At 72.6% G+C, this 23,625-nt stretch carries 25 protein-coding genes and 1 pseudogene; 13 read left to right on the forward strand and 13 right to left on the reverse strand.

Annotated elements, in window-relative coordinates:
- Positions 1-72 precede the first annotated feature (72 nt).
- From MPTA5024_RS31160 to MPTA5024_RS31180, 5 genes are all read right to left on the reverse strand, one after another.
- The gene (locus MPTA5024_RS31160) at positions 73-861 is read right to left on the reverse strand and encodes a ribonuclease HII (protein ID WP_084370157.1); all 789 of its coding nucleotides are present in this window, start codon (positions 859-861) and stop codon (positions 73-75) included.
- A gap of 36 nt (positions 862-897) precedes the next feature.
- On the reverse strand, positions 898-1,383 hold the full coding sequence (locus MPTA5024_RS31165) for an MSMEG_6728 family protein (protein ID WP_036331206.1): 486 nt from the start codon (positions 1,381-1,383) through the stop codon (positions 898-900).
- A gap of 119 nt (positions 1,384-1,502) precedes the next feature.
- The gene (locus MPTA5024_RS31170) at positions 1,503-2,588 is read right to left on the reverse strand and encodes an alcohol dehydrogenase catalytic domain-containing protein (RefSeq protein WP_036331207.1); all 1,086 of its coding nucleotides are present in this window, start codon (positions 2,586-2,588) and stop codon (positions 1,503-1,505) included.
- A gap of 56 nt (positions 2,589-2,644) precedes the next feature.
- The gene (locus tag MPTA5024_RS31175) at positions 2,645-2,839 is read right to left on the reverse strand and encodes a ferredoxin (protein WP_036331209.1); all 195 of its coding nucleotides are present in this window, start codon (positions 2,837-2,839) and stop codon (positions 2,645-2,647) included.
- 32 nt (positions 2,840-2,871) lie between these two features.
- Entirely contained in the window at positions 2,872-3,369 is a 498-nt protein-coding gene (locus MPTA5024_RS31180) for a pyridoxamine 5'-phosphate oxidase family protein (protein ID WP_036331211.1), read from the reverse strand.
- 146 nt (positions 3,370-3,515) lie between these two features.
- Between MPTA5024_RS31180 and MPTA5024_RS31185 the strand changes: the two genes are divergently transcribed.
- Positions 3,516-4,157: a class I SAM-dependent methyltransferase gene (locus MPTA5024_RS31185; protein WP_084370225.1), complete on the forward strand. Its 642-nt coding sequence runs from the start codon at positions 3,516-3,518 to the stop codon at positions 4,155-4,157.
- A 16-nt stretch (positions 4,158-4,173) separates the two neighbouring features.
- On the opposite strand, the gene MPTA5024_RS31190 is transcribed toward MPTA5024_RS31185, so the two are convergent.
- Positions 4,174-4,632, reverse strand: coding sequence for a hypothetical protein (locus tag MPTA5024_RS31190; RefSeq protein ID WP_036331214.1), 459 nt, complete (start codon positions 4,630-4,632; stop codon positions 4,174-4,176).
- 188 nt (positions 4,633-4,820) lie between these two features.
- On the reverse strand, positions 4,821-7,070 hold the full coding sequence (locus MPTA5024_RS31195; RefSeq protein ID WP_051458905.1) for an ATP-binding protein: 2,250 nt from the start codon (positions 7,068-7,070) through the stop codon (positions 4,821-4,823).
- 248 nt (positions 7,071-7,318) lie between these two features.
- Here MPTA5024_RS31195 and MPTA5024_RS44415 point away from each other — a divergent pair, with 248 nt between their 5' ends.
- Positions 7,319-7,450 carry a hypothetical protein gene (locus MPTA5024_RS44415; protein WP_269750648.1) on the forward strand — a complete coding sequence of 44 codons (132 nt, stop codon included), beginning with the start codon at positions 7,319-7,321 and terminating at the stop codon, positions 7,448-7,450.
- A 71-nt stretch (positions 7,451-7,521) separates the two neighbouring features.
- Here MPTA5024_RS44415 and MPTA5024_RS44420 read toward each other — a convergent pair whose 3' ends face one another.
- Complete coding sequence (locus tag MPTA5024_RS44420) at positions 7,522-7,650, reverse strand: hypothetical protein (RefSeq protein ID WP_269750649.1); 129 nt, start codon at positions 7,648-7,650, stop codon at positions 7,522-7,524.
- 144 nt (positions 7,651-7,794) lie between these two features.
- Here MPTA5024_RS44420 and MPTA5024_RS41460 point away from each other — a divergent pair, with 144 nt between their 5' ends.
- Positions 7,795-8,871 carry a golvesin C-terminal-like domain-containing protein gene (locus tag MPTA5024_RS41460; RefSeq protein ID WP_036331216.1) on the forward strand — a complete coding sequence of 359 codons (1,077 nt, stop codon included), beginning with the start codon at positions 7,795-7,797 and terminating at the stop codon, positions 8,869-8,871.
- A pseudogene (locus MPTA5024_RS44755) lies at positions 8,871-9,245 on the forward strand (golvesin C-terminal-like domain-containing protein); the annotation flags it as partial. The gene MPTA5024_RS41460 and the pseudogene MPTA5024_RS44755, both read left to right, overlap by 1 nt.
- A 515-nt stretch (positions 9,246-9,760) precedes the next feature.
- Here the strand turns inward: MPTA5024_RS44755 and MPTA5024_RS31205 are convergent.
- The 3 genes from MPTA5024_RS31205 to MPTA5024_RS31215 form a co-directional block, all read right to left on the reverse strand.
- Positions 9,761-10,822, reverse strand: coding sequence for a prenyltransferase (locus tag MPTA5024_RS31205; protein WP_036331218.1), 1,062 nt, complete (start codon positions 10,820-10,822; stop codon positions 9,761-9,763).
- The gene (locus MPTA5024_RS31210) at positions 10,819-11,532 is read right to left on the reverse strand and encodes a class I SAM-dependent methyltransferase (protein WP_036331220.1); all 714 of its coding nucleotides are present in this window, start codon (positions 11,530-11,532) and stop codon (positions 10,819-10,821) included. Before MPTA5024_RS31210 ends, MPTA5024_RS31205 begins: the two co-directional genes overlap by 4 nt.
- Positions 11,533-11,659: 127 nt before the next feature.
- Positions 11,660-12,904 carry a glycosyltransferase family 4 protein gene (locus MPTA5024_RS31215; protein WP_036331222.1) on the reverse strand — a complete coding sequence of 415 codons (1,245 nt, stop codon included), beginning with the start codon at positions 12,902-12,904 and terminating at the stop codon, positions 11,660-11,662.
- Between the two features lie 266 nt (positions 12,905-13,170).
- Between MPTA5024_RS31215 and MPTA5024_RS31220 the strand changes: the two genes are divergently transcribed.
- The gene (locus tag MPTA5024_RS31220; protein WP_036331224.1) at positions 13,171-14,196 is read left to right on the forward strand and encodes a GDP-mannose 4,6-dehydratase; all 1,026 of its coding nucleotides are present in this window, start codon (positions 13,171-13,173) and stop codon (positions 14,194-14,196) included.
- Positions 14,197-14,243: 47 nt separating this feature from the next.
- Here the strand turns inward: MPTA5024_RS31220 and MPTA5024_RS31225 are convergent, their stop codons facing one another.
- The gene (locus MPTA5024_RS31225; protein WP_036331226.1) at positions 14,244-15,455 is read right to left on the reverse strand and encodes a cytochrome P450; all 1,212 of its coding nucleotides are present in this window, start codon (positions 15,453-15,455) and stop codon (positions 14,244-14,246) included.
- A gap of 274 nt (positions 15,456-15,729) precedes the next feature.
- Here MPTA5024_RS31225 and MPTA5024_RS31230 point away from each other — a divergent pair, with 274 nt between their 5' ends.
- From MPTA5024_RS31230 to MPTA5024_RS31265, 8 genes are all read left to right on the forward strand, one after another.
- On the forward strand, positions 15,730-16,587 hold the full coding sequence (locus MPTA5024_RS31230; RefSeq protein ID WP_036331229.1) for a fumarylacetoacetate hydrolase family protein: 858 nt from the start codon (positions 15,730-15,732) through the stop codon (positions 16,585-16,587).
- Positions 16,588-16,589: 2 nt separating this feature from the next.
- Complete coding sequence (locus tag MPTA5024_RS31235; RefSeq protein WP_036331232.1) at positions 16,590-17,885, forward strand: L-fuconate dehydratase; 1,296 nt, start codon at positions 16,590-16,592, stop codon at positions 17,883-17,885.
- 31 nt (positions 17,886-17,916) lie between these two features.
- Positions 17,917-18,666, forward strand: coding sequence for an SDR family NAD(P)-dependent oxidoreductase (locus MPTA5024_RS31240; RefSeq protein ID WP_036331234.1), 750 nt, complete (start codon positions 17,917-17,919; stop codon positions 18,664-18,666).
- Between the two features lie 32 nt (positions 18,667-18,698).
- Complete coding sequence (locus MPTA5024_RS31245) at positions 18,699-19,052, forward strand: L-rhamnose mutarotase (RefSeq protein WP_232326722.1); 354 nt, start codon at positions 18,699-18,701, stop codon at positions 19,050-19,052.
- Complete coding sequence (locus MPTA5024_RS31250; protein WP_232326723.1) at positions 19,049-19,978, forward strand: aldo/keto reductase; 930 nt, start codon at positions 19,049-19,051, stop codon at positions 19,976-19,978. Before MPTA5024_RS31245 ends, MPTA5024_RS31250 begins: the two co-directional genes overlap by 4 nt.
- A gap of 29 nt (positions 19,979-20,007) precedes the next feature.
- Positions 20,008-20,850: an amidohydrolase family protein gene (locus MPTA5024_RS31255; protein ID WP_036331237.1), complete on the forward strand. Its 843-nt coding sequence runs from the start codon at positions 20,008-20,010 to the stop codon at positions 20,848-20,850.
- 70 nt (positions 20,851-20,920) lie between these two features.
- A complete protein-coding gene (locus MPTA5024_RS31260) occupies positions 20,921-21,235 on the forward strand; it encodes an MmcQ/YjbR family DNA-binding protein (protein ID WP_442922111.1) in 315 nt (104 codons plus the stop codon).
- Between the two features lie 174 nt (positions 21,236-21,409).
- Complete coding sequence (locus MPTA5024_RS31265; protein WP_157099840.1) at positions 21,410-22,789, forward strand: hypothetical protein; 1,380 nt, start codon at positions 21,410-21,412, stop codon at positions 22,787-22,789.
- A gap of 114 nt (positions 22,790-22,903) precedes the next feature.
- On the opposite strand, the gene MPTA5024_RS31270 is transcribed toward MPTA5024_RS31265, so the two are convergent.
- Positions 22,904-23,575, reverse strand: coding sequence for a FadR/GntR family transcriptional regulator (locus MPTA5024_RS31270; protein WP_036331240.1), 672 nt, complete (start codon positions 23,573-23,575; stop codon positions 22,904-22,906).
- Positions 23,576-23,625: the final 50 nt, after the last annotated feature.

The following is a 23,625-nucleotide window of genomic DNA, read 5'->3' on the forward strand; positions in this document are numbered from 1 at the left end:
GGGCTGAGACGTCCTCCCGGGCCGGGCGCGTCCAGTCCGGCCCGGCAGGCGGCCGCCGGGGAGGAGATCTTGTCAGAGGAGGGAGATCTGGCCTGATCCGGCGAGCGGGTCGCGGTGCTTCCTGAGGTGCCGCCAGCGGGGCAGGTCGTCGAGGTAGGACCAGGACAGCCGGTGGTGCGGCGTCGGGCCGTGCTCCGCCAGGGCCTCCTGGTGGACGGGGGAGGGGTAGCCCGCGTTGGCGGCGAACCCGTACGCCGGATGGTCGTCCTCCAGGGCGGCCATCGCACGGTCGCGCCGGACCTTGGCCAGCACCGAGGCGGCGGCCACCGTCACCGACCGCTGGTCGGCCTTGATCTCGCAGCGCACCCGCCAGGGCGACCCGAGGAAGTCGTGCGCGCCGTCCAGCAGGACCACGTCGGGCCGCCGGGGCAGCGCCTCCAGCGCCCGGCGGGTGGCCCGCCGCAGCGCCTCGGTCATCCCCACCTCGTCGATCTCCTCCGGCCCCGACTCGCCGAAGGCGTGGGCCGCCAGCCACCCGGGGAGCGCCTGCGCGAACGCCTCCCGGTGGGCGGGCAGGAGCAGCTTCGAGTCGGTCAGCCGTACCGGCCTGCCGCCGCGTCCGGGCAGCTCGGGCGGCGCGCCGGGTCCGGCGACCGCCGCGCACACCACGACCGGCCCGGCCCAGGCGCCCCGGCCCACCTCGTCGGCCCCGGCGACGACGGCCGCCCCGGCCGCGCGCAGCTCCTCCTCGATCTCGTACCCGGCCGCCCTGCGCCGGGGCGCGCGCGTCACGGCCTCCAGGCCGGGCAGCGCGGAGGAGGCGTCGCCGGAGGCGCCGGCGGGCGTGCGAGGGGTGCGCATCCGCCCATCATGGCAGCGCCGGACCTCGTACGGCGGTCAGTCCGGAGGCATGGCGGAGCGGGGCCGGTCGGAGACCGGCCACACGTACGGCAGGTCGTCGGGGTCGTCCGGGAAGAAGGGCCGGTAGAAGTCCGGGTCCTTGCGCAGGAGCGCCGACCGGTGGCTGCGGTGCAGGGCGGGGTCGCCGAGCCAGGGCGGCAGCTCCCCGGCCGCGGCCAGCTCCTCCTGCCCGCGCGGCCGGCCGACCCCCCGGACGCCGAGGAGCTCGCGGGTCAGCGTGTCCGCGCAGGTGTCGGCCCGGCCCATGGCGCACCACACGGCGCAGATCTCCAGGCCGTACCGGACCAGCGCCTCCTCGTAGCCCCTCCACATCCGCGCCGCCGGATGGTGCCGCCAGCCGTACCCCGGGACGGACAGGGAGCGCAGCACCTGGATCGTCTCGACGCGCTGCTTGCCCAGGCGGCGCGGGTCGAGGACGCGCGCCGTGGCGGAGAAGTCCGGGTACGGCAGGAAGGTCTGCATGTACCCGTTCGGTTACCCGGCGGGCCGGCCGATATCCGGCCCTCGCGGGAGATCTCGCACGGGCCCGCGGAGCACGTCGTCCGCGGGCCCGGGAGACGAGGTAGGCCCGGGGACGGGGATCAGTCGAAGACGACGATCTGCCGCAGGACCTCGCCGCTCCTCAGGGCGGCGACCGCGTCGTTCAGGTCGCCGATCCTGATCCGCGAGCTGATCATGCTGTCCAGGTCGAGCTTGCCCGCCTTGTACAGGTTGGCGAACAGCGGGAAGTCCCGGCGCACGTCGGCCCCGCCGTACAGGGAGCTGAGCAGGTTCTTGCCCTCGAACAGCAGGCTGAAGGCGTTGAACGGCACCTGGTCGTCCATCGCGCCGGCCCCGACCACGATGACGTCGCCGCCGCGCCGGGTCGCCTGCCAGGCCGTCATGATGGCGGCCGACTTCCCGACCACCTCGAAGCCGTAGTCGAAGCCCTGCCCGCCGGTGAGGGTGCCGATGGCGTCCATGAGCTGGTCGGGGGTGCAGGCATGGGTGGCGCCCACCTTCTTGGCCAGCGCGTGCTTGGACTCCAGCGGGTCGATCGCGAGGATCGTGGTGGCTCCGGAGACCCGGGCGCCCTGGATGACCGACAGGCCGACGCCGCCGCAGCCGACGACGGCGACCGTGGACCCGGGCCGCACCTTCGCGGTGTTGAGCACGGCCCCGACGCCCGTGGTGATGCCGCAGCCGATCAGGGCGGCCGCCTCGTAGGAGACCTCGGGGTCGACCTTGATGGCGCCCTGCCAGGGGACGACGATCTCCTCGGCCCACGTGCCGCAGCCCGCCATGCCGAACGCCGGGGTCTCGCCGCCGTACCGGAAGCGGGCCTCAGCGAAGCTCTTCATGACGTACGTCATGCAGAGGTTGGGCTGGCCGACCGTGCAGTGGAAGCACTCGCCGCAGGCGGGTGTCCAGTTGATGATGACGTGGTCGCCCGGCTGGACGGTGGTGACGTTGTCGCCGACCTCGACGACCTCGCCCGCGCCCTCGTGGCCGGGGATCACCGGCAGCGGCATCGGCAGGACCCCGGTGAGCACCGAGAGGTCGGAATGGCAGACGCCGGTCGCCTTGATCCGCACCCGCACGTCGCCCGGCCCCATGGGGGCGAGGGTGAAGTCGTCACGGATGTCGAGCTTGTCGTCGCCGACCGCGTGCAAGAGCGCGCCGCGCATGGGACCTCCCGGGGGGTTACTCGTCGTCGAGTGTCATGGTTCTGAACTGATCGGGGTCACTCGTCCTCGAGGGACAGGGCGGCCTTGGGGCAGGAGCGCACGGCGTGGCGCACGCGGTCGAGCAGCTCGGCCGGCGGCTCCGGCATGAGGACGTGGAGCTGGTCGTCGTCGTCGACCTCGAAGACCTCCGGTGCCAGCCCCATGCACACGGCGTTCGCCTCGCACACCAGGTAGTCGACCTTGACCTTCACGGCGCAGTCCTCCTCTTCGGCGGCTCGCGGTCTCACGCCTGAGACCGCTGTCGCCCCACGCTATCGCCGGCCAGCTTGGCGTGGTCCCAGGAGACGACGCGGTCCGGCTCGACCACGAACGCGACCCGTTTGCGGGCGGTGTGCTCGACGTAGCCGCGGAAGGCCTCGTCCGCGGCGGCGGCCTCGCCGGCGCCCGTCATGCGCGCGGTGATGTCCAGCCCGATCTCCAGGACGGCCCCCGGGTCGTCGATGAGCCGGGCCTTGCCGTACACCAGCACGCCGCGCAGCTCGGCGTAGTCCTCGCCGGTCTCGACCAGGCAGCTCACCCTCGGGTCCCGCTCGATGTTGCGGGTCTTCTGGGCCTTGCCGTACGTCCAGAAGGTGAGCCTTCCGTCGGTGAGGCCGTAGAACATCGTGACCAGGTGCGGCGTGCCGTCGGGGTTGATCGTGGCGAGCTGGAGCTTGCGGGCGTCCCGCAGGAAGGCGGCGATCTCGTCGTCGGTCATCGCGATGCGGGCTCGCTGGTTCACGAAGTGAAGTAGAACACGTTCCACAAGGGGCGACAAGGGGCTGGCGGAATGTTGTTCGGGTCGTTTCGCCGGGTCCGTCCGGGGTCGGTAGGGTTCCACCACACGCCGTACGGAGGGATGATCGTTTGGCCGCCACGATGCCGGAGATGCCGGAGGACCTCCGCCGCCACGCCGAGCGGGCCAGGGGCTTCATGCCGCCCGGCGAGGGCGCGGCGCTGTTCGAGATCGCCTGCGAGTACGGCCCCCGCGGGCCCATCTGCGAGATCGGCACCTACTGCGGCAAGTCTGCCGTCTACCTGGGGGCGGCGGCCCGGCGGACGGGGTCCGTCGTGTTCACCGTGGACCACCACCGGGGCTCGGAGGAGATCCAGCCGGGCTGGGAGCACCACGACCCCGACCTGATGGACCCGCGGCTCGGCAGGATGGACTCGCTGCCGTTCTTCCGGCGCACGATCGCCGAGGCGGGGCTGGAGGACGAGGTCGTCGCCGTCGTCGGTGCGTCCGCCACCGTGGCCCGCCACTGGGCGACGCCGCTGGCCATGCTCTTCATCGACGGCGGGCACTCGGAGGAGCCGGTGACGGCCGACTACGAGGGGTGGGCGCCCCACCTCATGGAGGGCGGGGCGCTGGTGTTCCACGACATCTACCCCGACCCGGCGGACGGCGGCCAGGCCCCCTACCGGGTGTACCGGCGGGCCCTCGGCTCCGGGGCGTTCACCGAGGCGCGGGCGGTCGGCTCGCTCCGCCTCCTCGTCCGCACCGCCGCGCCGTTCACGCCGATCTCGTGAGCTCGGGTATCACCGCTCAGCCGCAGTGGCTCCAGGCGATGCCGCCGGTGTCGGTGTGCGGCAAATAGGCGCTGTCCTTCCAGAAGCCGCGCACCCAGGCGTCGACGCTCACGCAGTGGCCCCGGCCGTACAGGTAGACAGGACCCGCGTAGGAGCGGTAGGTGCTGCTCGCGTCGGTGGCGACCTGGCCGTCGGAGACCCGGAGCGTGATGCCCATGCCTCCCGACGCGACGAAGTCGACGTCACGGCGCAGGATCGCGCAGTTCTTGCCGGTGGAGCCGTTGTAGTAGAGGAAGATGATGCCGGAACCGGTGGCGGGGGCGGTGTCGCTGCTGAGGGGGAACGCCTCCTGGACGGAGTATCCGGACCCGCAACTGCCCACCATGTAGGTGTCGGCGCCGGCGGGAGTGCTGACGACGGCCGTCGCGGCGATGACGGCGGCGGCGCCCAGGAGTCGGAACGCGTTTCTGCGCACGATCGATCCTTTCGGAACGGGGTCGGGAGGTACACGGGTACAGAGGCCTCCGGACGGACGATCGTGACGGGCGGATCCGGAATGAGACCGGGATCACACGACGAATCCGGCGGTCGCCGCGCGGCCGCGAAGGGCCGGATCACGAAACGGTTGGGGATCAGGCTTCCGCGCGACCGAGGACGACGGCGTCAGGACAGCAGGGCCCGGACCTCCTCGGCCTCGGGGGCCCCACTCCGCTCGAAGATCGCCAGGGCCGAGCGCAGGACCCGGCGGGCCTCCTGGCCGTGGCCCGCGTTGAGCAGGGCCGTGCCGAGCAGGTGCAGGCTGCCGGCCTCGTTGTGCCGGTCCTCGATCTCCCGGAAGATCGCGAGCGCGGCCCGGTGGCTGCGCGCGGCCTTCTCGTAGTCGCCCATGGCGGCGTGCAGCTTCCCGATGCTGTCCAGCGCCATGCCCTCGGCGTACCGGTTGCCCAGCCGGTGCAGGATCGCGAGCCCGGTCTCGAAGTGGCCGAGGGCCTCGTCGTACCGCTTCAGGTCGAGCGCGGCGGCGCCGAGGTTGGTGCGGGTGACCGCCTCGCCGTACTCGTTGCCGAGCTCCCTGTCGATCGCCAGCACGGCCGTCAGCAGCTTCATCGACCGTCCGGGACGGCCCATGCGGTGGTTGACGCTGCTCACGTTCGTCAGAGCGGCGGCCTCCCCGCGCCGGTCGCCGAGCCGGCGGCGGATGTCCACCACCCGCTCGAAGCATTCGAGCGACTCCTCGTACCGGCGCAGGTCGCCGTGGATGACCCCGAGGCTGTTGAGCAGGCGGGCCTCGCCCGCGAGGTCGCCCGCGCGACGCGCGGAGCGCAGCCCCGCCTCGGTCGCCTCGCGCCACTCGGACCAGTACTTCGACTGCATGTAGAAGCCGGAGACCAGGGCGGCGAGCTGCCAGGCCGGCTCGTCCAGCCCGTGATCGCCGGCCATCCGCACGACCGGCGCGACGTTCACCCGCTCGGCCTCGCACCAGGCCATGGCCTCGGCGTGGCCGGCGAACTCCGGCACGTCGAGCCCAGCGGGGGCGGGGCCGGGGTCGGCGTTGGGCCGGTGGGGCATCAGGACCCGGTCGGCGGCGGCGAGCGCGTGCACGTACCAGGTGGCGAGCCGGCCGACCGCCTCCGTACGGCCGGAGGAGGAGTCCCGCTCCTCGGCGAGACCGGCCGCGAACTCGCGGACGAGGTCGTGCATGCGGTACCTGCCGCCCCCGGACGGTTCGAGCAGGTGGATGCCGGCGAGCTCGCCGAGCGCCCGCCCCGCCTTCTCCCGCGTCACGTCCAGCAGGGCGGCCGCGGCCGCCTCGCCGATGTCGGCGGTCGTGAGCGTCCCCACCAGCCGGAACAGCCGGGCCGCGTCCGGGGGGAGCCGCTCGTACGACCAGAGCAGCACGGCCGGCACGGTCGCGGCGTCGTCGTCGTCGGCGCGCAGCAGGTCGAGCCGTCTCCCGCCCCCGGACAGCTCGTCGGCCAGCGCCGCGAGCTGGGAGTCCGGCAGGCGGGCCAGCCGCTCCGCGGCGATCCGCAGCGCCAGGGGCAGCCCGGCGCAGGCCCGCACGATCCGCTCGGCCGCCTCGTCGCCGGCCTGGATCCTGTCGTCCCCCACGGCCGAGCGCAGCAGCGCCCAGGAGTCGCCGGACGGCAGCGGGCCCACCGGCAGGCGCACCGCGCCGTCCCTGGCCACGAGGCCCGACATCGTGGTCCGGCTGGTCACGATCGTCCGGCAGAGGGGCGAGCCGGTCAGCAGCGGGCGCACCTGCTCGGGGCCGGCCGCGTCGTCGAGGACGATCAGCATGCGGCGGCCGGACAGCGCCGTGCGCAGGGCGGCCGCGCGCTCGTCGAGGGAGGCCGGGATCGCGTGCGGGAGCACGCCGAGCGAGCGCAGCAGTCCCTCCAGCACGCCGGACGGGTCGGCGGGACGCTCGGCCGGCCCGAACCCCCGCAGGTTCGCGACGAGCACGCCGTCGGGAAACCGGTCGATGCGCCGGCGCGCCCACCAGTACGCGAGCGTGGACTTCCCCACGCCCGCCGGCCCGGTGATCACGACGGCGGGAGGCGTCTCGGCCGTCACGGGCAGCGCCGTGAGGCTGTCGAGCCGCTCGCTCTCCACCTGCCGCCCCACGAAGCCGGCGGCCACGGGCGGGATCTGCCGCGGCGGCGTGCCGGAGTCCCGCGACGGCGACCCCGGCGGTTTCACGAGCCCGATGAGATGGCCCGAGGCGTTCAGCGCGGCGTCGCAGCGGCGCGCCACCTCGGCGTTCGGCGGCCGCCGGCCCGACTCGATCTTCGAGAGGTAGCCCTTGGTGTAGTTGACCTGCCGGGCGAGCGCGGTGAGGGAGAGTCCGCGAGCCGTACGCAGGCGACGCAACTCGCTGCCGAAGTCCCCGCACCGCGTTGACCCGATCATGGCGCGAATGTTGCCAATTCAACAGTCAACAGGCAACCCCTGTGGAGGGACATTTCACCCGCCCGATGCTGGGCGCGCACCCCCAGGCTCGTCGCCGTTCCCCGCCGCGCCCTCAAGGAGGCCCCTGTGCCCCGATTCGTCGCACGCGTCCTGGCGATCGCGCTGCTCGCTACCTCACGACCCACGGGTTCGATCCCGGGCTCGTCCACACGGTCGGCTACTACGACTACGCCTGGACCGCCACCTCGATGACCAAGGGCTCGATCGCGTACGACGACCACGCGGGACGCGACTGCACCGACTCGGTGCGCGGCTACGCGTATTCGGGGTCCGGGCAGGCGACCTGCGCGGGGACGTACGGCGCGGGGGGCGACGGCTAAGCGCAGGACCAGGCCTACTTCCTGGCCTGCATGCTCGCCTGGTACATCCACGACCGGTTCATCAGCAAGGGTCAGCCGGTGAACATCCTGGCCCACAGCATGGGCGGGCTGCTGACCAGGGCGGCGATCGCGTTCTCCGGCGCCGCGAACCACAAGGCCGCCTTCCCGGACACCCCGCTCCTGGTCGCCCGGGTCGTCACGGTCGCCACCCCCCACGGCGGGCTCTCCGGCGTGTACGCCGCCGTCTACAACGTCAGCGACGGCAGCAGGGAGGTCAAGGACATGACCGTCTGCCCGGGCCTGGCCGACCACTGCTCGCTGGCGACGACTACCCGTACGGCGGGATGGGCCTGTTCGGCAAGAACGAGGGGATCGACGGCTGGACCGAGTTCTACGGCCAGTGCGACTCGTTCGCCGCGTGGAAGGTGTACGAGAACCTCGGCGGCGCGCAGCGGCCCGACCCGAAGATGCTCCCAGCCGTCGGATGGAAGCCGGACGACGCCGCGATCAGCCCGGTCGTGAGCTACGCGGGATCGTCGAGCAAGGCGGGCACCTGGGGAGACGCGCACGACTGGGTCAGATCGGACCAGGGCCTGCACGCGGCGCCCTATTACGGGGTGCCGGTCGACGGCGTCCCCCAGCCGGGGGCGATCGCCGTGTGGCCCACGTCGGCCGAGGACGGCGCGCACGGCATGGGCCAGTTCGGCCACGTGGCCTACGTGACGGACGTCTTCGACGCCGACACGATCCAGATCGAGCAGTACAACCTGCTGGGGACCGGGATGTGGAGCACCGACGTGGTGACCAGGTCCGGCGGCGGCACCGAGAACAAGTACAACCGGAGCTTCCACTTCTCCTGGCCGGCCGCCTTCGTCCACCTCGGCGACGGCGCGGCCACCCCGAGCCCCGGGCTGAGCTCCTGGACCGACTCCTATCCCTTGGGCACGTACGGCCCGCTGAGCGACTCAGGCGGCCCCTCGTTCACGCTCGCCGGGTCGGCCTACCCGGGCACCGTCCACGGCTGGTCCACCAGCAACGGGCACGGCATGGCAGGCCATCATCTCTACACCAACACCCACACCGGGAACGCCGAATCGACGGCGACGTGGAGTCCGGTCCTCGGCAACCCCGGCGGCTGCTACGAGGTCGACGCCTTCGTGCCCGACACCTGGTCCAACTCCGGTCACGCGCTGTACACGGTCACGGACCAGAAGTTCGGCACATCGGTCGTGCCGGTCGACGAGAACGTCCACACCAACGAGTACGTCAGGCTCGGCCTCTTCCAGGCGGACGGAGGGGGACGCATCACCGTGCTGCTGACCGACCAGGGGCCGCCCAACCTGAGCCACCAGGTCGCCGCCGACGCGATGCGGTTCATCCCCAGGCGTCGTGCGCGAGCACCTACCGCACGGCGCTGGTGATGGACGCCGGCACGCCCGGGTTCGGCACCGCCGACGTCTGGTACGCCCAGGCGAACCACGAGCTGCGCGGCAACGAGCGCTACACCCACACCAACGGCGTCACCGCGGTGTCGACGGCGACGTACCGGCCGGTGCTGCCGGTCGGGTGCTACCTCGTCGAAGCGTTCGTCCCCGACAACTACAGCAACTCCCCGGCCGCGCTCTACACGGTGACCGACTCGGCATTCTCGACGCCCACGCTCGCGGACGTCGACCAGAACGGCGCCACCAACGCGTTCGCCCCGCTCGGGGTGTTCCAGAGCGACGCGAGCGGCCGGATGACCGTGACGATCACCGACCAGAACCCTACGGGCGCCTACGTCGCGGCGGACGCCGTGAAGTTCACGCCCGCCTCGTGCTCGAACGCGGCGCGCATGTCCACGGTCGTCGACCCCGGCGGCCCGGACCTCGCCCTCGCCGGGCTGACGACCGGCGACGGCGACGACCACGGCTGGTACCGGCGGACGGGCCACGGGCTGCGCGGCAACGAGCGCTGGACCAACGCGGGCGGGACGACGTCCGTCTCGACCGCGACGTACTCCCCGAGCGGTCTGCCGCGGACGGGCGGCTGCGTGCGGGTCCGCGCGTTCGTCCCGGACAACTACGCCAGCAACCCCCAGGCGGGGTACGCGGTCGCGGTCTCCGGCCCCAGCGGCGGGTACGGCCTGCTCGTCCGGGTGAGCCAGGCCGCGCTCACCAACGCCTGGGCCGACCTCGGCGGATACAACGTGCCCGCCGGCGGCACGATCAAGGTAACGGTCAACGACACCGGGCCGGCGAGCGGCGGTCCCGCGTGGCTCTCCCGGACGGCGGCTCTGTCACGCGGCGGCGGTCCCGGCAGGCGGCGGGGTCAGGCGTGGGCGCGCTCGCAGCCGCAGTCGCCGGTTACGCGGACCTCCTGGGCCGTCGCGTCGCGGAACACGCCCGAGCCGGGCGTGGCCCGGGCGAGGGCGTCGGCCGCGAGGACCACGGCGGCGGCCGTGTACGCCGACCGCTCGTGGGGGAAGTGCCGGCGGTTCACGAACTGCCACCCGGTCCAGTAGGAGCCGTCCTCGTGCCGCAGGTGCTGCATGTCGGCGTAGACGGCGAGCGCGCGCTTGCGCCGACCGGCGGCGTCGAGGGCGAGGACGAGCTCGCACGACTCGGCGCCGGTCACCCACGGCTGGTCGGAGACGCAGCGCACCCCGAGCCCGGGGACCACGAACACGTCCCACTCCAGGTCGAGCCGCTGGGCCGCCCGCGGTCCCCGTACGGCGCCGCCGAGGACGGGGTAGTACCAGTCCATCGAGAACCGGCTCTTGTCCGCGAACGCCTCCGGGTGGGCGACGAGCACGTGCCCGAGGCGGTCGGCGGCGAGCTCCCAGTCGGGCTGGGGGTCGCCGAGCCGTTCGGCGAGCAGCACCCCGCAGCGCAGCCCCTGGTGGATGGAGGAGGAGCCGGTGAGCAGGGCGTAGGAGGCGGGCTCGCCGGAGGCGGCGCGCTCCCAGAGGATCTCGCCGCGGGTCGTCTGCAGCCCGACGACGAAGTCGAGGGCCCGGGACACGACGGGCCACATCGCGCGGGCGAAGTCCTCGTCACCGGTCACGAGCAGGTCGTGCCACACGCCGACGGCGACGTAGGCCGCGTGGTTGGACTCGCCGCCGGCCTCGACCGGCTCGCCGCCGGCCATCTTCATGGGCCAGGAGCCGTCCGGACGCTGGTGCCGGGCCAGCCACTCGTACCCGCGGCGCGCCTCGTCGCGCAGGCCGGCCACGGTCATCGCCATCAGGCACTCGACGTGGTTCCACGCGTCCACGTGGCCCTCTGGCCAGGGGACGCCGCCGTCGTCCTCCTGGACGGCGGCGATGCTCTCGGCGGTCCGCAGCACCTGCTCGGCCGTGATGATCCCCGGAACGGCCGGAAGGCGCCTCATGCGGGCTTCCGGACGTAGACCACCACACTCTTGCCGATCAGCGGGTTGAGCACGGTCTCCGCGAGCCGGGTGGCCAGGGGCCGCTTCATGATGTCCCACACGAGCAGCTCGTGGTAGGCCTTGGCCAGCGGGTGGCCGTCGTTGTTCACGCCCACCGCGCACTTGATCCACCAGTACGGCGAGTGCAGGCCGTGGGCGTGGTGGTGGTCTCCCACCTCGAGCCCGGAGGCCTTCAGCTTGGCCTGGAGCTCCGCCAACGTATAAATCCGGATATGTCCGCCGGGGGCCGTGTGGTAGTCCTCCGACAGGGCCCAGCAGATGCGCTCCGGCAGGAAGCTCGGCACGGTGATCGCGGCCAGGCCGCCCGGCTTGAGCACTCGGACGATCTCCCGCATCGCGGTGGTGTCGTCGGGGATGTGCTCCAGCACCTCGGCGGCGATGACCCGGTCGAACGACGCGTCCGGGAAGGGCATGTGCAGCGCGTCGCCGACGACCGTCTCCCCGGTCGCGCCCGCCGGGATCTCGCCCTCCTTGTCCATGGCCGCGAACATGGCGGCCACGGCCTCGAGCTCGGCGGCGTCCATGTCGAAGGCGACCACGTCGGCGCCCCGGCGCAGCACCTCGAAGGCATGCCTGCCCCCGCCGGCGCCGAGGTCGAGAACGCGGTCGCCCGGGCCGACGGGCAGCCGGGTGAAGTCGACGGTCAGCACACGCCCCACCTTTCGTGATCTTCGACAGTCATGCCTCGCCGGGCGTGCTGCCCCGGGAGATCGGCCCGGCTCCCGCCGTACGACGTCGAGGAGCTCACCGGCCGGAGGCCGTGCGGCGCGGGGGAGCTCACCGGCCGGAGGCCGTCCGGGCCGCGATCGCCTCGCGGTACGCCTCGACGGTCCGTTGCGCGACCACCGGCCAGGCGTAGCGCTCCATCACGCGGTCGTAGCCTCTGCGGCCGACGGCGGCGCGCTCCTCGGGGGAGTCGAGCAGGCGGCGCAGGACCGCGGCCAGCTCCTCGGGGTCGCCCGGCGTCACCTGGACGGCGGCGTCGCCCACGACCTCGGGCAGCGCGCCCGTGCGGGACGCGACGAGCGGGGTGCCGCACGCCATGTGCTCCACGGCGGGGAGCGAGAAGCCCTCGTAGAGCGAGGGGACGACCGACACCTCGGAGGTGGCGATCAGCTCGGCGAGCTCCTCGTCGGAGATGCCGTGGACGAAGCGCACCCTGTCGTGCAGGGACAGCTCGGCGACGAGCTTCTCGGTGGGGCCGCCCGGCGTGGGTTTGCTCACCACGGTCAGGTCGACCTCGCGCTCGGTGGCGAGCTTGGCGACCGCCCGCAGCAGCGTGGCGACGCCCTTCATCGGCGAGTCCGCGCTGGCCACGGCCACGATCGAGCCCGGGCGCTTCGGCAGGTGCGGGCGCGGGTGGAAGAACCGGGTGTCCACGCCGAGCGGGATCAGCCGCATGTTCGACTGCGGGACGCCGAAGTCGCGGTGGATGTCGGCCAGGGACGACTCGCTGACGGTGAGGATCGGGCTCAGGCGCGGCGCGACGTGGCTCTGCATGCGCACGAACCCGTACCAGCGGCGCATCGACAGCTTCTTCCAGCCCTTGGCCGCCTTCAGCTCGATCCGCCGGTCGACGCTGATGGGGTGGTGGATCGTGCCGACCACCGGGAAGTGCCGCTGGATGCCGAGCACGCCGTACCCGAGGGTCTGGTTGTCCTGGACGACGTCGAAGTCGCCCCGCCGCTTCTTGAGCTCCCGGTAGGCCCGCAGGCTGAACGTGAGCGGCTCGGGGAAGCCGGCCGTCCACATCGTGCCGACCTCCAGGAGGTCGATCCAGTCGCGGTACTCGCCCAGCCGCGGGGTTCGGAAGGGGTCGTCGTCGTTGTACAGGTCCAGGCTCGGGACCTTGTTGAGGACGACGCCCTCGTCCAGCTCCGGGTACGGCTGGCCCGAGAAGACCTCGACGTGGTGGCCCAGCGCGACGAGCTCGCGGCTGATGTGGCGCAGGTACACCCCCTGGCCGCCGCACGTGGGCTTGCTGCGGTAGGACAGCAGCGCGACTCGCAGCCTCTCCGCCAAGAGGCACCCCTTTCCGCCGTGCCCCCTCGGGGCTGCTGCCACTGAACCCTACCATTTGACCTTAGATTGGACAGGTCAGGTGGAATTGGTCTCTCGCTGTGCACGCACCATGCCGGAACTGCGCGGTTAGCTTACCTGAACGAGATTCGGTGTAACACGTTCTACTCCATTTCCCCGGCTGGATGGCACCGCGAGACGGGCATGGCGGTACATTCGCCTCTCATAGACCATTCGCGATGGGACCGGTCGCGACGAGGAGGACCCCGTTGGCCAAGCGCGCGCTGCTCACCGGCATCACCGGTCAGGACGGCTCCTATCTCGCCGAGCATCTGCTGAGCGAGGGCTACGAGGTCTGGGGCCTGGTCCGCGGGCAGGCCAACCCCCGGGTGCCGCGCGTGCGCAAGCTGCTCCAGGACGTCCGGCTCGTCCGCGGCGACCTCCTCGACCAGGGCTCGCTGATCTCGGCCGTCGAGAAGGTGCAGCCCGACGAGGTCTACAACCTGGGCGCCATCTCGTTCGTCCCGATGTCGTGGGAGCAGGCCGAGCTGACCGCGGAGGTGACCGGCATGGGCGTGCTGCGCATGCTGGAGGCCATCCGCGTCTGCTCCGGCATCACCGCCTCACGCGGCTCGGCGGCCGGGCAGATCCGCTTCTACCAGGCCTCGTCGTCCGAGATGTTCGGGCAGGTCAGGGAGACCCCGCAGACCGAGCGCACCCCGTTCCACCCTCGCTCGCCGTACGGCGTGGCCAAGGCGTACGGCCACTTCCTGACGCAGAACTACCGCGAGTCGTACGGCATGTTCGCCGTGTCGGGGATCCTGTTCAACCACGAGTCGCCCCGGCGGGGAGCCGAGTTCGTGACCAGGAAGGTGTCCCTCGGCGTCGCGCGGATCAAGCTCGGGATGGCCGGCGAGCTGCGGCTCGGCAACCTGGAGGCGCGCCGCGACTGGGGCTTCGCGGGTGACTTCGTCCGCGCCATGCACCTGATGCTGACCGCCGCGGAGCCCGAGGACTACGTGATCGGCACCGGCCGCACGCACTCGGTCCGCGAGCTCGTCGAGGCCGCCTTCGGCGCCGCCGGGCTCGACTGGGAGCGGTACGTCGTGTGCGACCCCGAGCTGCACCGCCCCGCCGAGGTCGACCTGCTGTGCGCCGACCCCAAGAAGGCGCGCACGCAGCTCGGCTGGGAGCCCACCGTGTCGTTCGAGGAGCTGGTCGCCACCATGGTCGAGTCCGACCTGCGCCTCCTCGCCGGCGGGGGCGACCCCGGGCAGGACTCCTCCTGGCCCTAGGAGGGCCCGGGGCGCGCGAGTGAGGCCGCGCCCCGAGCGCTCGCGGGCTACCTGCCCTTCAGGGAGACGGGCAGCGTCTTGATCCCGTTGATGAAGTTGGAGCGCAGGCGCCTCGCCTCGCCCGTCTGGCGGATCTCCGGCAGCCGCTGGGCGAGCACCTCGTAGAGCACCCGAAGCTCCAGCTTGGCCAGGTGGTTGCCGAGGCAGAAGTGGGCGCCCCCGCCGCCGAAGCCGATCTGCGGGTTGGGGTCGCGGCCCACGTCGAAGACGTCCGGGTCGGCGAACACGTCGGCGTCCCGGTTGGCCGAGGCGTAGAAGACCACGACCTTGTCGCCCTCGCCGATCCTCTGGCCGCGGATCTCCGTGTCCGCCGTGGCCGTGCGGCGGAAGAGGTTCACGGGCGAGACCCACCGGACGATCTCGTCGGCCGCGGTGCGCGCGAGCGACGGGTCGGCCACCAGGCGGTCCCACTGCGCGGGATGCTCGAACAGCGTCAGCATGCCGCCCGACGCCGCGTTCCGCGTGGTCTCGTTGCCGGCCACCACCAGCAGCAGCACGAACAGGTCGAACTCGTCCTCGCTCAGCACCTCGCCGCCGTCGCCCGGCTGGAGGAGCCGGGTCACGATGTCGTCCCTCGGGGCCTGCCTGCGGGCCGCCGCGAGCGCGTTCGCGTACGCGTAGACCTCGGCCGCGGCAGCCTGGCCCTCCTCCGGGCTGCTGGCGTAGTCGGGGTCCTCGCTGCCGATCATGCGGTTGGACCATTCGAACAGCTTGTCCCTGTCCTCCGGCGGGGCGCCGAGCAGCTCACAGATCACGTAGAGCGGCAGCGGGGCGGCGATGTCGCGCACGAAGTCGACCTCGCTCTTGCGCTCGACCTCGTCGACGAGCCGGTGGCAGATGTCGCGGATGTGGTCCTCCAGCCGGCCGATCACCCGCGGGGTGAAGCCGCGGTTGACGAGCGACCGCCGCCGGGTGTGGTCCGGCGGGTCCTGGTTGAGCATCATCAGGCGCTGGAGCTCGCGCTGCTCCTCGGGCATCTCGTTGAACAGGGCCAGCCGGCGGGCCGAGGAGAACAGGTCCGAGCGGCGCGAGACGTGGACCACGTCCTCGTGCTTGGTGACCGCCCAGAACCCGGGCCAGCCGCGCTCGGCGTCGCCCTCGTGCCAGAAGACCGGCGCGTTCTCCCTCAGCCAGCGCAGCTGGTCGTGGGGGACCCCCTGCCGCGCGTACCGGTCCTGGTCGACCAGATTGATTTCCATGGGACCACCTAATCGGGTTTCGCCGCCCTTGTGCAGTGGGACGATCTCCTCGCCCGCGCCGGCGTCGCCGAAGCGGCGATCAAGCGCTTGGTACGCACCCTCACTGAAACGTGTTCTATTACGACGCCGGGGACGCGTCAAGCGGCCCTCCGGTGAGCAAGCTCTCACGCCCGGATCGCCGGCGGTCGTCCCACGTGATCGCGCACTTGACATCTGTGGCCCATCCCCTGTTCCCTTCTCCTTGGAAACATCCGATGTATGGTAGGGGGGCCTGGTGAAGCTTCTACGGGTGGGCGCGAGGGGCGCCGAGCGTCCGGCGGTGCTGGACGCCGACGGGCGCCCGCGCGATCTGACCGCCGTCCTCGGCGGGGCCGACATCGACGGGCGGTTCCTGTCCGGCGGCGGGATCGAGCGGGTTCGCGCCGCTCTGGAGGACGGCGACCTGCCGGTCCTGGACGCGGACGGGCTGCGGGTGGGGGCGCCGGTCGTCCGGCCGGGCAAGGTGGTGTGCATCGGGCTCAACTACCGTGACCACGCGGCGGAGTCTGGCGCGGACATTCCGGCCGAGCCGGTGGTCTTCATGAAGGCGCCCGACACAGTGATAGGACCTTTCGACGAGGTGCTGATCCCGCGACGGAGCGTGAAGACCGACTACGAGGTCGAGCTCGCGATCGTGATCGGGAAGACGGCCCGATACCTCGAATCGAGGGAGGACGCGCTGCGCGTCGTGGCCGGGTACACGATCTCCAACGACGTCTCCGAGCGGGAGTTCCAGCTGGAGCGCGGCGGTCAGTGGGACAAGGGCAAGTCGTGTGAGACGTTCAATCCGCTCGGCCCCTGGCTGGTGACGGCCGACGAGGTCCCCGACCCGCAGAGCCTCGGCCTGCGACTCTGGGTGAACGGCGAGCGGCGCCAGGACGGCGACACCAAGGAGATGATCTTCGGCGTCGCCGAGATCGTCCGGTACCTGAGCCAGTTCATGGTCCTGGAGCCCGGAGACGTGGTGAACACCGGCACCCCGGCCGGCGTCGCCATGGGCATGCCCGGCCAGCCGTACCTGCGGGCAGGCGACGTCGTCGAGCTGGAGATCGACGGTCTCGGCCGGCAGCGCCAGACGCTCGGGCAGGCGTGACGATGACGACTCTCACCTCGGCGCCGATCACCGCCATCGAGACGCACGACATCCGCTTCCCGACCTCCCTCGAGCTCGACGGCTCCGACGCGATGAACCCCGACCCCGACTACTCGGCGGCGTACGTCGTGCTGCGGGCCGGCGAGCACGAGGGCCACGGGTTCGCGTTCACCATCGGGCGCGGCAACGACGTGCAGACGGCCGCCATCAGGGCTTTGGAGCCGTACGTGCTGGGCCGGACGACCGACGACCTCGGCGCGCTGTACCGCGAGATGACGCACGACTCCCAGCTGCGCTGGCTCGGCCCGGAGAAGGGCGTCATGCACATGGCGATCTCCGCGGTGGTCAACGCGCTGTGGGACCTGCGGGCCAAGCAGGAGGGCAAGCCGCTCTGGCTGCTGCTGAGCGAGCTGTCCCCCGAGGAGATCGTCTCCCTGGTCGACTTCCGCTACCTGACCGACGCGCTCACCCCCGACGAGGCGCTGGGGATCCTGCGGGCCGCCGAGCCGTCCAGGAGCGAGCGGGCGGCCCTGCTCAGGGAGCGCGGCTACCCCGCCTACTCCACCTCGCCCGGCTGGCTGGGCTACGGCGACGACAAGCTGCGCCGCCTGTGCAAGGAGGCGTGCCAGGACGGGTTCACCCAGATCAAGCTCAAGGTGGGGGCCGACCTCGACGACGACGTCAGGCGGATGCGGATCGCCCGCGAGGCCTGCGGCGACGACGTCAGGATCGCGATCGACGCCAACCAGCGCTGGGACGTGGAGACCGCGATCTCCTGGGTGCGGGCACTGGCCGAGTTCGACCCGTGGTGGGTCGAGGAGCCGACCAGCCCCGACGACGTCCTGGGCCACGCCGCCATCGCCCGCGGCATCGCGCCGCTGCGGGTCGCGACCGGCGAGCACGTGCAGAACCGGGTGGTCTTCAAGCAGCTCCTCCAGGCGGGCGCGCTGTCCTACCTCCAGCTCGACGCCGCCCGGGTCGGCGGGGTCAACGAGAACATCGCGATCCTGCTGCTGGCCGCCAAGTTCGGCGTGCCGGTGTGCCCGCACGCCGGCGGCGTCGGCCTGTGCGAGCTGGTGCAGCACCTGGCCATGTTCGACTACGTGGCGGTCAGCGGCTCCACGGACGACCGGGTCATCGAGTACGTCGACCACCTCCACGAGCACTTCGTGGACCCGGTCGTGATCGACAGGGGGGCGTACCGGGCGCCGCTCGCGCCGGGGTTCAGCTCGACGATGCGGCCCGAGTCGATCCGGGAGTACTCCTATCCCGACGGCCCGGTCTGGGCATCGTCATGACGAGCGGGACCCGACGACACGGAGGACTGGGATGAGCGCGGAATTCGAGGGCCTGACCGCACTGGTGACCGGGGGCGGCTCCGGCATCGGCCTCGCCACGGCCACGCTGCTGGCCGAGCGCGGGGCGCGGGTCGCCTGCCTCGACCTCAACCCGCCCGGGGAGCCGTTCCTCGGGCTCAAGGCCGACGTCACCGACGACGCCTCGGTGCGGGAGGCGGTCACGGCCGCCGCGGAGCGGCTCGGCGGGCTCGACATCCTGATCAACAACGCGGGCGTGGGCGCCTCCGGGACCGTGTCCGACAACCCGGACGAGGAGTGGCTGCGCGTCCTGGACGTCAACGTCCTCGGGATGGTGCGGGTCTCCCGGGCGGCCCTGCCGTACCTGCGGGAGTCGCGGCACGCGGCGATCGTGAACACCTGCTCCATCGTCGCGACAGCGGGGCTGCCGAGCCGGGCCCTGTACAGCGCGAGCAAGGGCGCGGTCCTGTCGCTGACGCTGGCCATGGCGGCCGACCACCTCCAGGAGGGCATCCGGGTCAACTGCGTCAACCCCGGCACGGCGGACACCCCGTGGATCGGCCGGCTGCTCGCCTCGGCCCCCGACCCGGAGGCCGAGCGGGCCGCGCTGGTGCAGCGCCAGCCGATGGGCCGCCTGGTCACCCCCGAGGAGATCGCGCACGCCGTCGCGTACCTCGCCAGCCCGCTGGCCTCGGCCACCACCGGCGCGTCGCTCGCCGTCGACGGGGGCGTGCAGGGCCTGCGGCTGCGCCCGCGGAGCTGACCCCGCCCTCGACGCCGCGCGGGGCGTGCACCATGCTGATCACACGTTTCGCCGAAGCCCTCGACCCGACGGGAGGCCGCATGCAACGGGTCGCTCTGCACACCAAGCTCAAGCCCGGGATGGAGGAGGCGTACGAGAAGATCCACGCGGTCATCCCCGGCGATCTCGACGCCGCGTTGCGGGAGGGCGGCGTGCGCACCTGGCGGATCTGGCGGGACGGCCTCGACCTGTTCCACTTCGTGGAGGTCGACGACTACGCCCGGCTGCAGGAGTTCCTCCGCGAGAACCCGGCGGACGTGGCGTGGCAGGCACGGATCAACCCGCTCCTCGACGGCGGCTTCGACCCCGGCGCGGGCGGCCTGACGATGGTGTGGGAGCTGCCGTGAAGCTCACCCCGTACGGATTCGGCGCCGCGCCGATCGGCAACCTCTACACGGCGATCACCGACGAGGAGGCCACGGCCGCCGTGGACGCCGCGTGGGACGCCGGGATCCGGTTCTTCGACACCGCCCCCCACTACGGCCTCGGGCTGTCGGAGCGCCGGCTCGGCGACGCCCTGCGTGAGCGGCCGCGCGACGAGTACGCGATCTCCACGAAGGTAGGCCGTCTGCTCGTGCCCGGCGACGGGACCGGCACGGACGACCAGGGCTTCGCCGTGCCGAACACGCTGCGGCGGGTGTGGGACTTCTCCCGGGACGGCGTGCGCCGCTCGCTGGAGGAGTCGCTCGGCCGGCTCGGCCTCACCCGGGTCGACCTGGTGCTCCTCCACGACCCGGACGACCACTGGAAGGAGGCGGTCTCCGAGGCGTACCCCGCGCTCGCGGAGCTGCGCGACCAGGGGGTCGTCGGGGCCATCGGCGCCGGGATGAACCAGTGGCAGATGCTCGCCGACCTCGTCAGGGAGACCGACCTCGACGTGGTCCTCCTGGCCGGTCGCTACACCCTGCTCGACCGTTCGGGCGAGGACGTGCTGCTCCCGCTGTGCCGGGAGCGCGGGGTGTCCGTGGTGGCCGGAGCGGTGTTCAACAGCGGCCTGCTGGCCCGCCACGACCCCGGCGGCACGTACAACTACGGGCCGGTCCCGCCGGAACTGCTGGAGCGGGCCCGCGAGATCGCCCGCGTGTGCGAGCGGCACGGCGTCACGCTGCCCCAGGCCGCGATGGCCTTCCCCCTGCGGCACCCGGCCGTGGCCTCGGTCGTGATCGGGATGCGGTCCGCCGGCGAGGTCCGCCAGAACATGGACCTCGCCGCCCGCCCGATCCCCGACGCGCTCTGGGCCGACCTCGACGCCCTGGCCGCGTCGTCCTCCTGACCCTGCGGACCGACCCTGCGGAGACCGCCGTGATCGACGCGCACCACCACCTGTGGGACACCACCCGGCGGGAGTACGGATGGATGGCCGGGGACGCCCTGGCCCCCATTCGCAGGCCGTACCGGCTGGACGACCTGCGTCGGGAGACGGCGGCGGCCGGCGTCACCGCGACCGTCCTCGTGCAGACGGTCGGCGACGAGGGCGAGACCGCGGAGTTCCTGGAGACCGCGGCCGGCTCGGACGGCCTGGTCGCCGGAGTCGTCGGATGGGTGGACCTGACGGCCCCCGACGTCGCCGAGCGCCTCGCGAAGCTGCGCGAGCTCCCCGGCGGGGACCGGCTCGCGGGCGTCCGCCACCAGGTGCAGGACGAGCCCGACCCCGACTGGCTGTCCCGGCCCGACGTCCGGCGCGGCCTGCGGGCCGTCGAGGAGGCCGGGCTCGCCTGCGACCTGCTGGTCCTGGTGCCGCAGCTCCCCGCCGCGCGGGCGGCGGTGCGGGAGACGCCCGGCCTGCGGTTCGTGCTCGACCACGCGGCCAAGCCCCCGGTCGCGTCCGGCCGCACCGACCCCTGGGACGCGGAGATCGCCGCCCTGGCCGCCTCGCCCAACGTCGCCTGCAAGCTGTCCGGCCTGGTGACCGAGGCGTCCTGGACGGACTGGGAGACGCCGCACTTCACGCCGTACGCCGACCGGGTGCTCCAGAGCTTCGGGCCCGGACGGGTGATGTTCGGCTCCGACTGGCCCGTGTGCGAGCTGGCCGCGTCGTACGGCCAGGTGGTGGGACTGGCGCGGGAACTGGTCTCCGGGCTCTCCGAGGCCGAGCGGGCGCGCGTCTTCGCCGGCTCGGCCCGGGAGTGGTACGGCCTGTCCTGACCGGCAGGGAAATGTCGGCGGGCTCTGGTAGACCGGGGTCATGGGTGTGAGCGTCGACGAGTTCCTCGACATGCTGGCCACGCTGCCCGAGGTCGAGCAGGGCCACGGTGGCGACTGGGTCTCGCTGAAGGTGCGCGGCAAGGGCTTCGGCTACCTGTGGGAGCGCACCGAGACGGTGGGGCTCAAGGCGACCATCGAGGAGCAGATCGCGCTCGTCGCCGAGCGCCCCGAGGTGTTCGAGGTCCAGTTCACCGCGGGCCGCTTCGGCTGGGTCGTGGTGCACCTGTCCGGAATCGACGCCGACGAGCTGCTGGAGCTCGTCACCGAGGCGTGGTGCCTCACGGCCCCGAAGGCGCTCGTCGACGCCCACGAGTCCGGCCGCTAGGCGCGCCGGCCGCGATCGTCGCCCACGGCCGGAACGACGGCGCCCCCCGCCGGGCGGCGCGCTCCCGGTGTGACGCAGGTCTCAACCGGACCGCGTACTTCGACGCGGAGCGCCGGACGCGTGATTTCTACCGTGATGCGGTCAATCCTCACGACCACATCAAGGAGATCAGCGATGAGTACCAGGCGCCCGCTCATGGCGCTGGCCGCGGCGGCCTTGGCCGTCGCCGCGATGGCAGGGGGCGGCACGACCGCCCGCGCCGCCGCGGCGGAGACGGACGGCACGATCGCCCACCGGGCCGCGGCGATGACGGGCGGCACGACCGCCCGTGCGGCCGCGGCGGATCCGCCGGGCAAGGCCGACGCCGACCGGCCCGTCGTCGTCACCGACCCGGTCCCGGACGGGTTCACCTCCTGGGAGGAGGTGAACCGCGCCCAGCAGCAGATCGACGCGGTGGCCGACCAGATCGAGGAGATCGCCGCCACCCCGGACGGCGCCGGCTTCGGCTCGATCGTCACCGAGCCCGTGGCCGGCCGGCTCCGCCTCTACTGGAAGGGCGCGCCGCCGGCGTCCGTGCGCGCCCTGCTGGCCAGGGACACCGGTGTGTCCGTGGTGGTCGAGCGCGCCGCCTACTCGGCGGCCGAGCTTCAGGCGGAGATCACCCGGATGACGGCCGCCCAGCCGGCCGGTCTGGACGCGTCGGCGAACCAGGTGACCGGGGTCGCCCCGCGACCTGACTCGGGCGGGTTGCAGGTGTTCGTGAGCGGCGACGCGGAGTCGGGCCGGGAGCTGCCCAACGTGCGGTCGGCCTCGGTGCCGGTTACCGTGCGGGGCTCCACCATGCCGCGGCTCGCGAGCCGCGACGACGACTCCCGCCCGTACTACGGCGGCGCGCGGTGGGGCACCACCGGCCTCCCGAGCTGCTCGACCGGCTTCGCCGTCTCCCTCGGCGGTCAGTCCAAAATGCTCGGCGCGGGCCACTGCGCGTCGGACGGCCAGTGGGCCTACGACGGCGGCGGCACGATCGACGACATCATGGGCAAGATCACCAAGTCGTCCGACCCCAAGCTGGACGCGCTGCTGATCGCCACCCCGTCCGCGGGCCGCATCTTCGACGGCGGCCCGGGCGCCGGCGAGTACACCAATCCGGTCGCCGGCCGCCACTTCAACCACCCCGGCGACTACGTGTGCACAAGCGGCGCCTACTCCGGAACCCGGTGCGGCATCGAGATCGTCGACACCAACGTCACGCAGACGTTCTTCCTCGGCGGCAAGCCGGTCGGGCCGTTCAACCGGCTGGTGCTCGCCGAGCAGGTGGACGGCCTGAACGCGGGCGGCAACGGCGACAGCGGCGGCCCCGTGATTGAGGTCGACCCGGTCGACACGTCGAAGGTCTGGGCCAAGGGCATCTTCACCGGCCTGGACCCGGGCGGCAGCCCGGTCGCCTGCACGGGCGTTCCGACCAGCGCCTCACGCCAGTGCTCGTGGCGGATCTGGTACACCTCGATCGCCCAGATCCTCAACTCCTTCGGCGGCGACATCGTCACCGGCTGACCGGGCCGTGGAGCCGCGTCGCAGCCCGGCTGACCTCTCCCCGGCTGCCTCTCCCCGGCCGGGCCCCACCCGGCCGGCGGTCGCCGGCCCGCGCACGGCGGGCCGGCGTCCGGGTCACAGGGCCTGGCGGAGCCACTCCTCCACGCCGGCGACGTGGACGGTCGCCCAGGCCCGGGCGACCTCCGGCCGCCGGTTCGCGATGGCCTCGTAGATGGCCACGTGCTGCTCGCGCGTCTTGCCGAGCGCGCCCTCCTGGGTGAGGCCCCGCCAGATGCGCGCCCGCGCGGTCGGGCCGGACAGGCTCTCGATCAGCGAGCAGAGCACGGCGTTGCCCGACCCCGCGGCGATCCGATGGTGGAACTCCAGGTCGTTGGCCACGAGCTGCTCCACGCTGGGGTCCTCGGGCAGGGAGTCGAGGATCTTGCGCAGGTCCTCCACGTCCGTGTCCGACATGGTGGTGGCCGCCATCGCGGTCGCGGCCGGCTCGAGGATCCTGCGCACCTCGAAGAACTGCAGGACAGTGTCGTCGCGGTGGAAGTCGACCACGAACGACAGCGCGTCGAGCAGCAGGTGCGGCTCCAGGCTCGTCACGTAGGTGCCGTCGCCCTGGCGCACGTCCAGGACGTTGATCAGGGCGAGCGCGCGGACGGCCTCGCGCAGCGAGTTGCGGGACAGGCCGAGCCGCTCGGCCAGGTCCGCCTCCTTGGGCAGCCGGTCGCCCGGGGCCAGCTCGCCCGAGATGATCATGTCTTTGATTCTGTCGATCGCCGTGTCGGTGACTGCCACGCACGCACTCCCTGGAGGCCCCGCTGCCCAGCGCGGCTCTAAGACATCCG

It is taken from the genome of Microbispora sp. ATCC PTA-5024, assembly GCF_000511135.2.
Taxonomy (GTDB): Bacteria; Actinomycetota; Actinomycetes; order Streptosporangiales; family Streptosporangiaceae; genus Microbispora; species Microbispora corallina.

Excerpts from the sequence above, each read along its gene's own strand:
- MPTA5024_RS31185 (WP_084370225.1), top strand. The coding sequence starts at position 3,516 with ATGCCGGAGGACCTCCGCCGCCACGCCGAGCGGGCCAGGGGCTTCATG.
- MPTA5024_RS41460 (WP_036331216.1), top strand. The coding sequence starts at position 7,795 with ATGGGCCTGTTCGGCAAGAACGAGGGGATCGACGGCTGGACCGAGTTC.
- MPTA5024_RS31260 (WP_442922111.1), top strand. The coding sequence starts at position 20,921 with ATGCTGGCCACGCTGCCCGAGGTCGAGCAGGGCCACGGTGGCGACTGG.
- MPTA5024_RS31235 (WP_036331232.1), top strand. The coding sequence starts at position 16,590 with ATGACGACTCTCACCTCGGCGCCGATCACCGCCATCGAGACGCACGAC.
- MPTA5024_RS31225 (WP_036331226.1), bottom strand. The coding sequence starts at position 15,455 with ATGGAAATCAATCTGGTCGACCAGGACCGGTACGCGCGGCAGGGGGTC.
- MPTA5024_RS31265 (WP_157099840.1), top strand. The coding sequence starts at position 21,410 with ATGAGTACCAGGCGCCCGCTCATGGCGCTGGCCGCGGCGGCCTTGGCC.
- MPTA5024_RS31205 (WP_036331218.1), bottom strand. The coding sequence starts at position 10,822 with ATGAGGCGCCTTCCGGCCGTTCCGGGGATCATCACGGCCGAGCAGGTG.
- MPTA5024_RS31170 (WP_036331207.1), bottom strand. The coding sequence starts at position 2,588 with ATGCGCGGCGCGCTCTTGCACGCGGTCGGCGACGACAAGCTCGACATC.
- MPTA5024_RS31165 (WP_036331206.1), bottom strand. The coding sequence starts at position 1,383 with ATGCAGACCTTCCTGCCGTACCCGGACTTCTCCGCCACGGCGCGCGTC.
- MPTA5024_RS31245 (WP_232326722.1), top strand. The coding sequence starts at position 18,699 with ATGCTGATCACACGTTTCGCCGAAGCCCTCGACCCGACGGGAGGCCGC.
- MPTA5024_RS31195 (WP_051458905.1), bottom strand. The coding sequence starts at position 7,070 with ATGATCGGGTCAACGCGGTGCGGGGACTTCGGCAGCGAGTTGCGTCGC.
- MPTA5024_RS44415 (WP_269750648.1), top strand. The coding sequence starts at position 7,319 with ATGACCAAGGGCTCGATCGCGTACGACGACCACGCGGGACGCGACTGC.
- MPTA5024_RS31240 (WP_036331234.1), top strand. The coding sequence starts at position 17,917 with ATGAGCGCGGAATTCGAGGGCCTGACCGCACTGGTGACCGGGGGCGGC.
- MPTA5024_RS31160 (WP_084370157.1), bottom strand. The coding sequence starts at position 861 with ATGCGCACCCCTCGCACGCCCGCCGGCGCCTCCGGCGACGCCTCCTCC.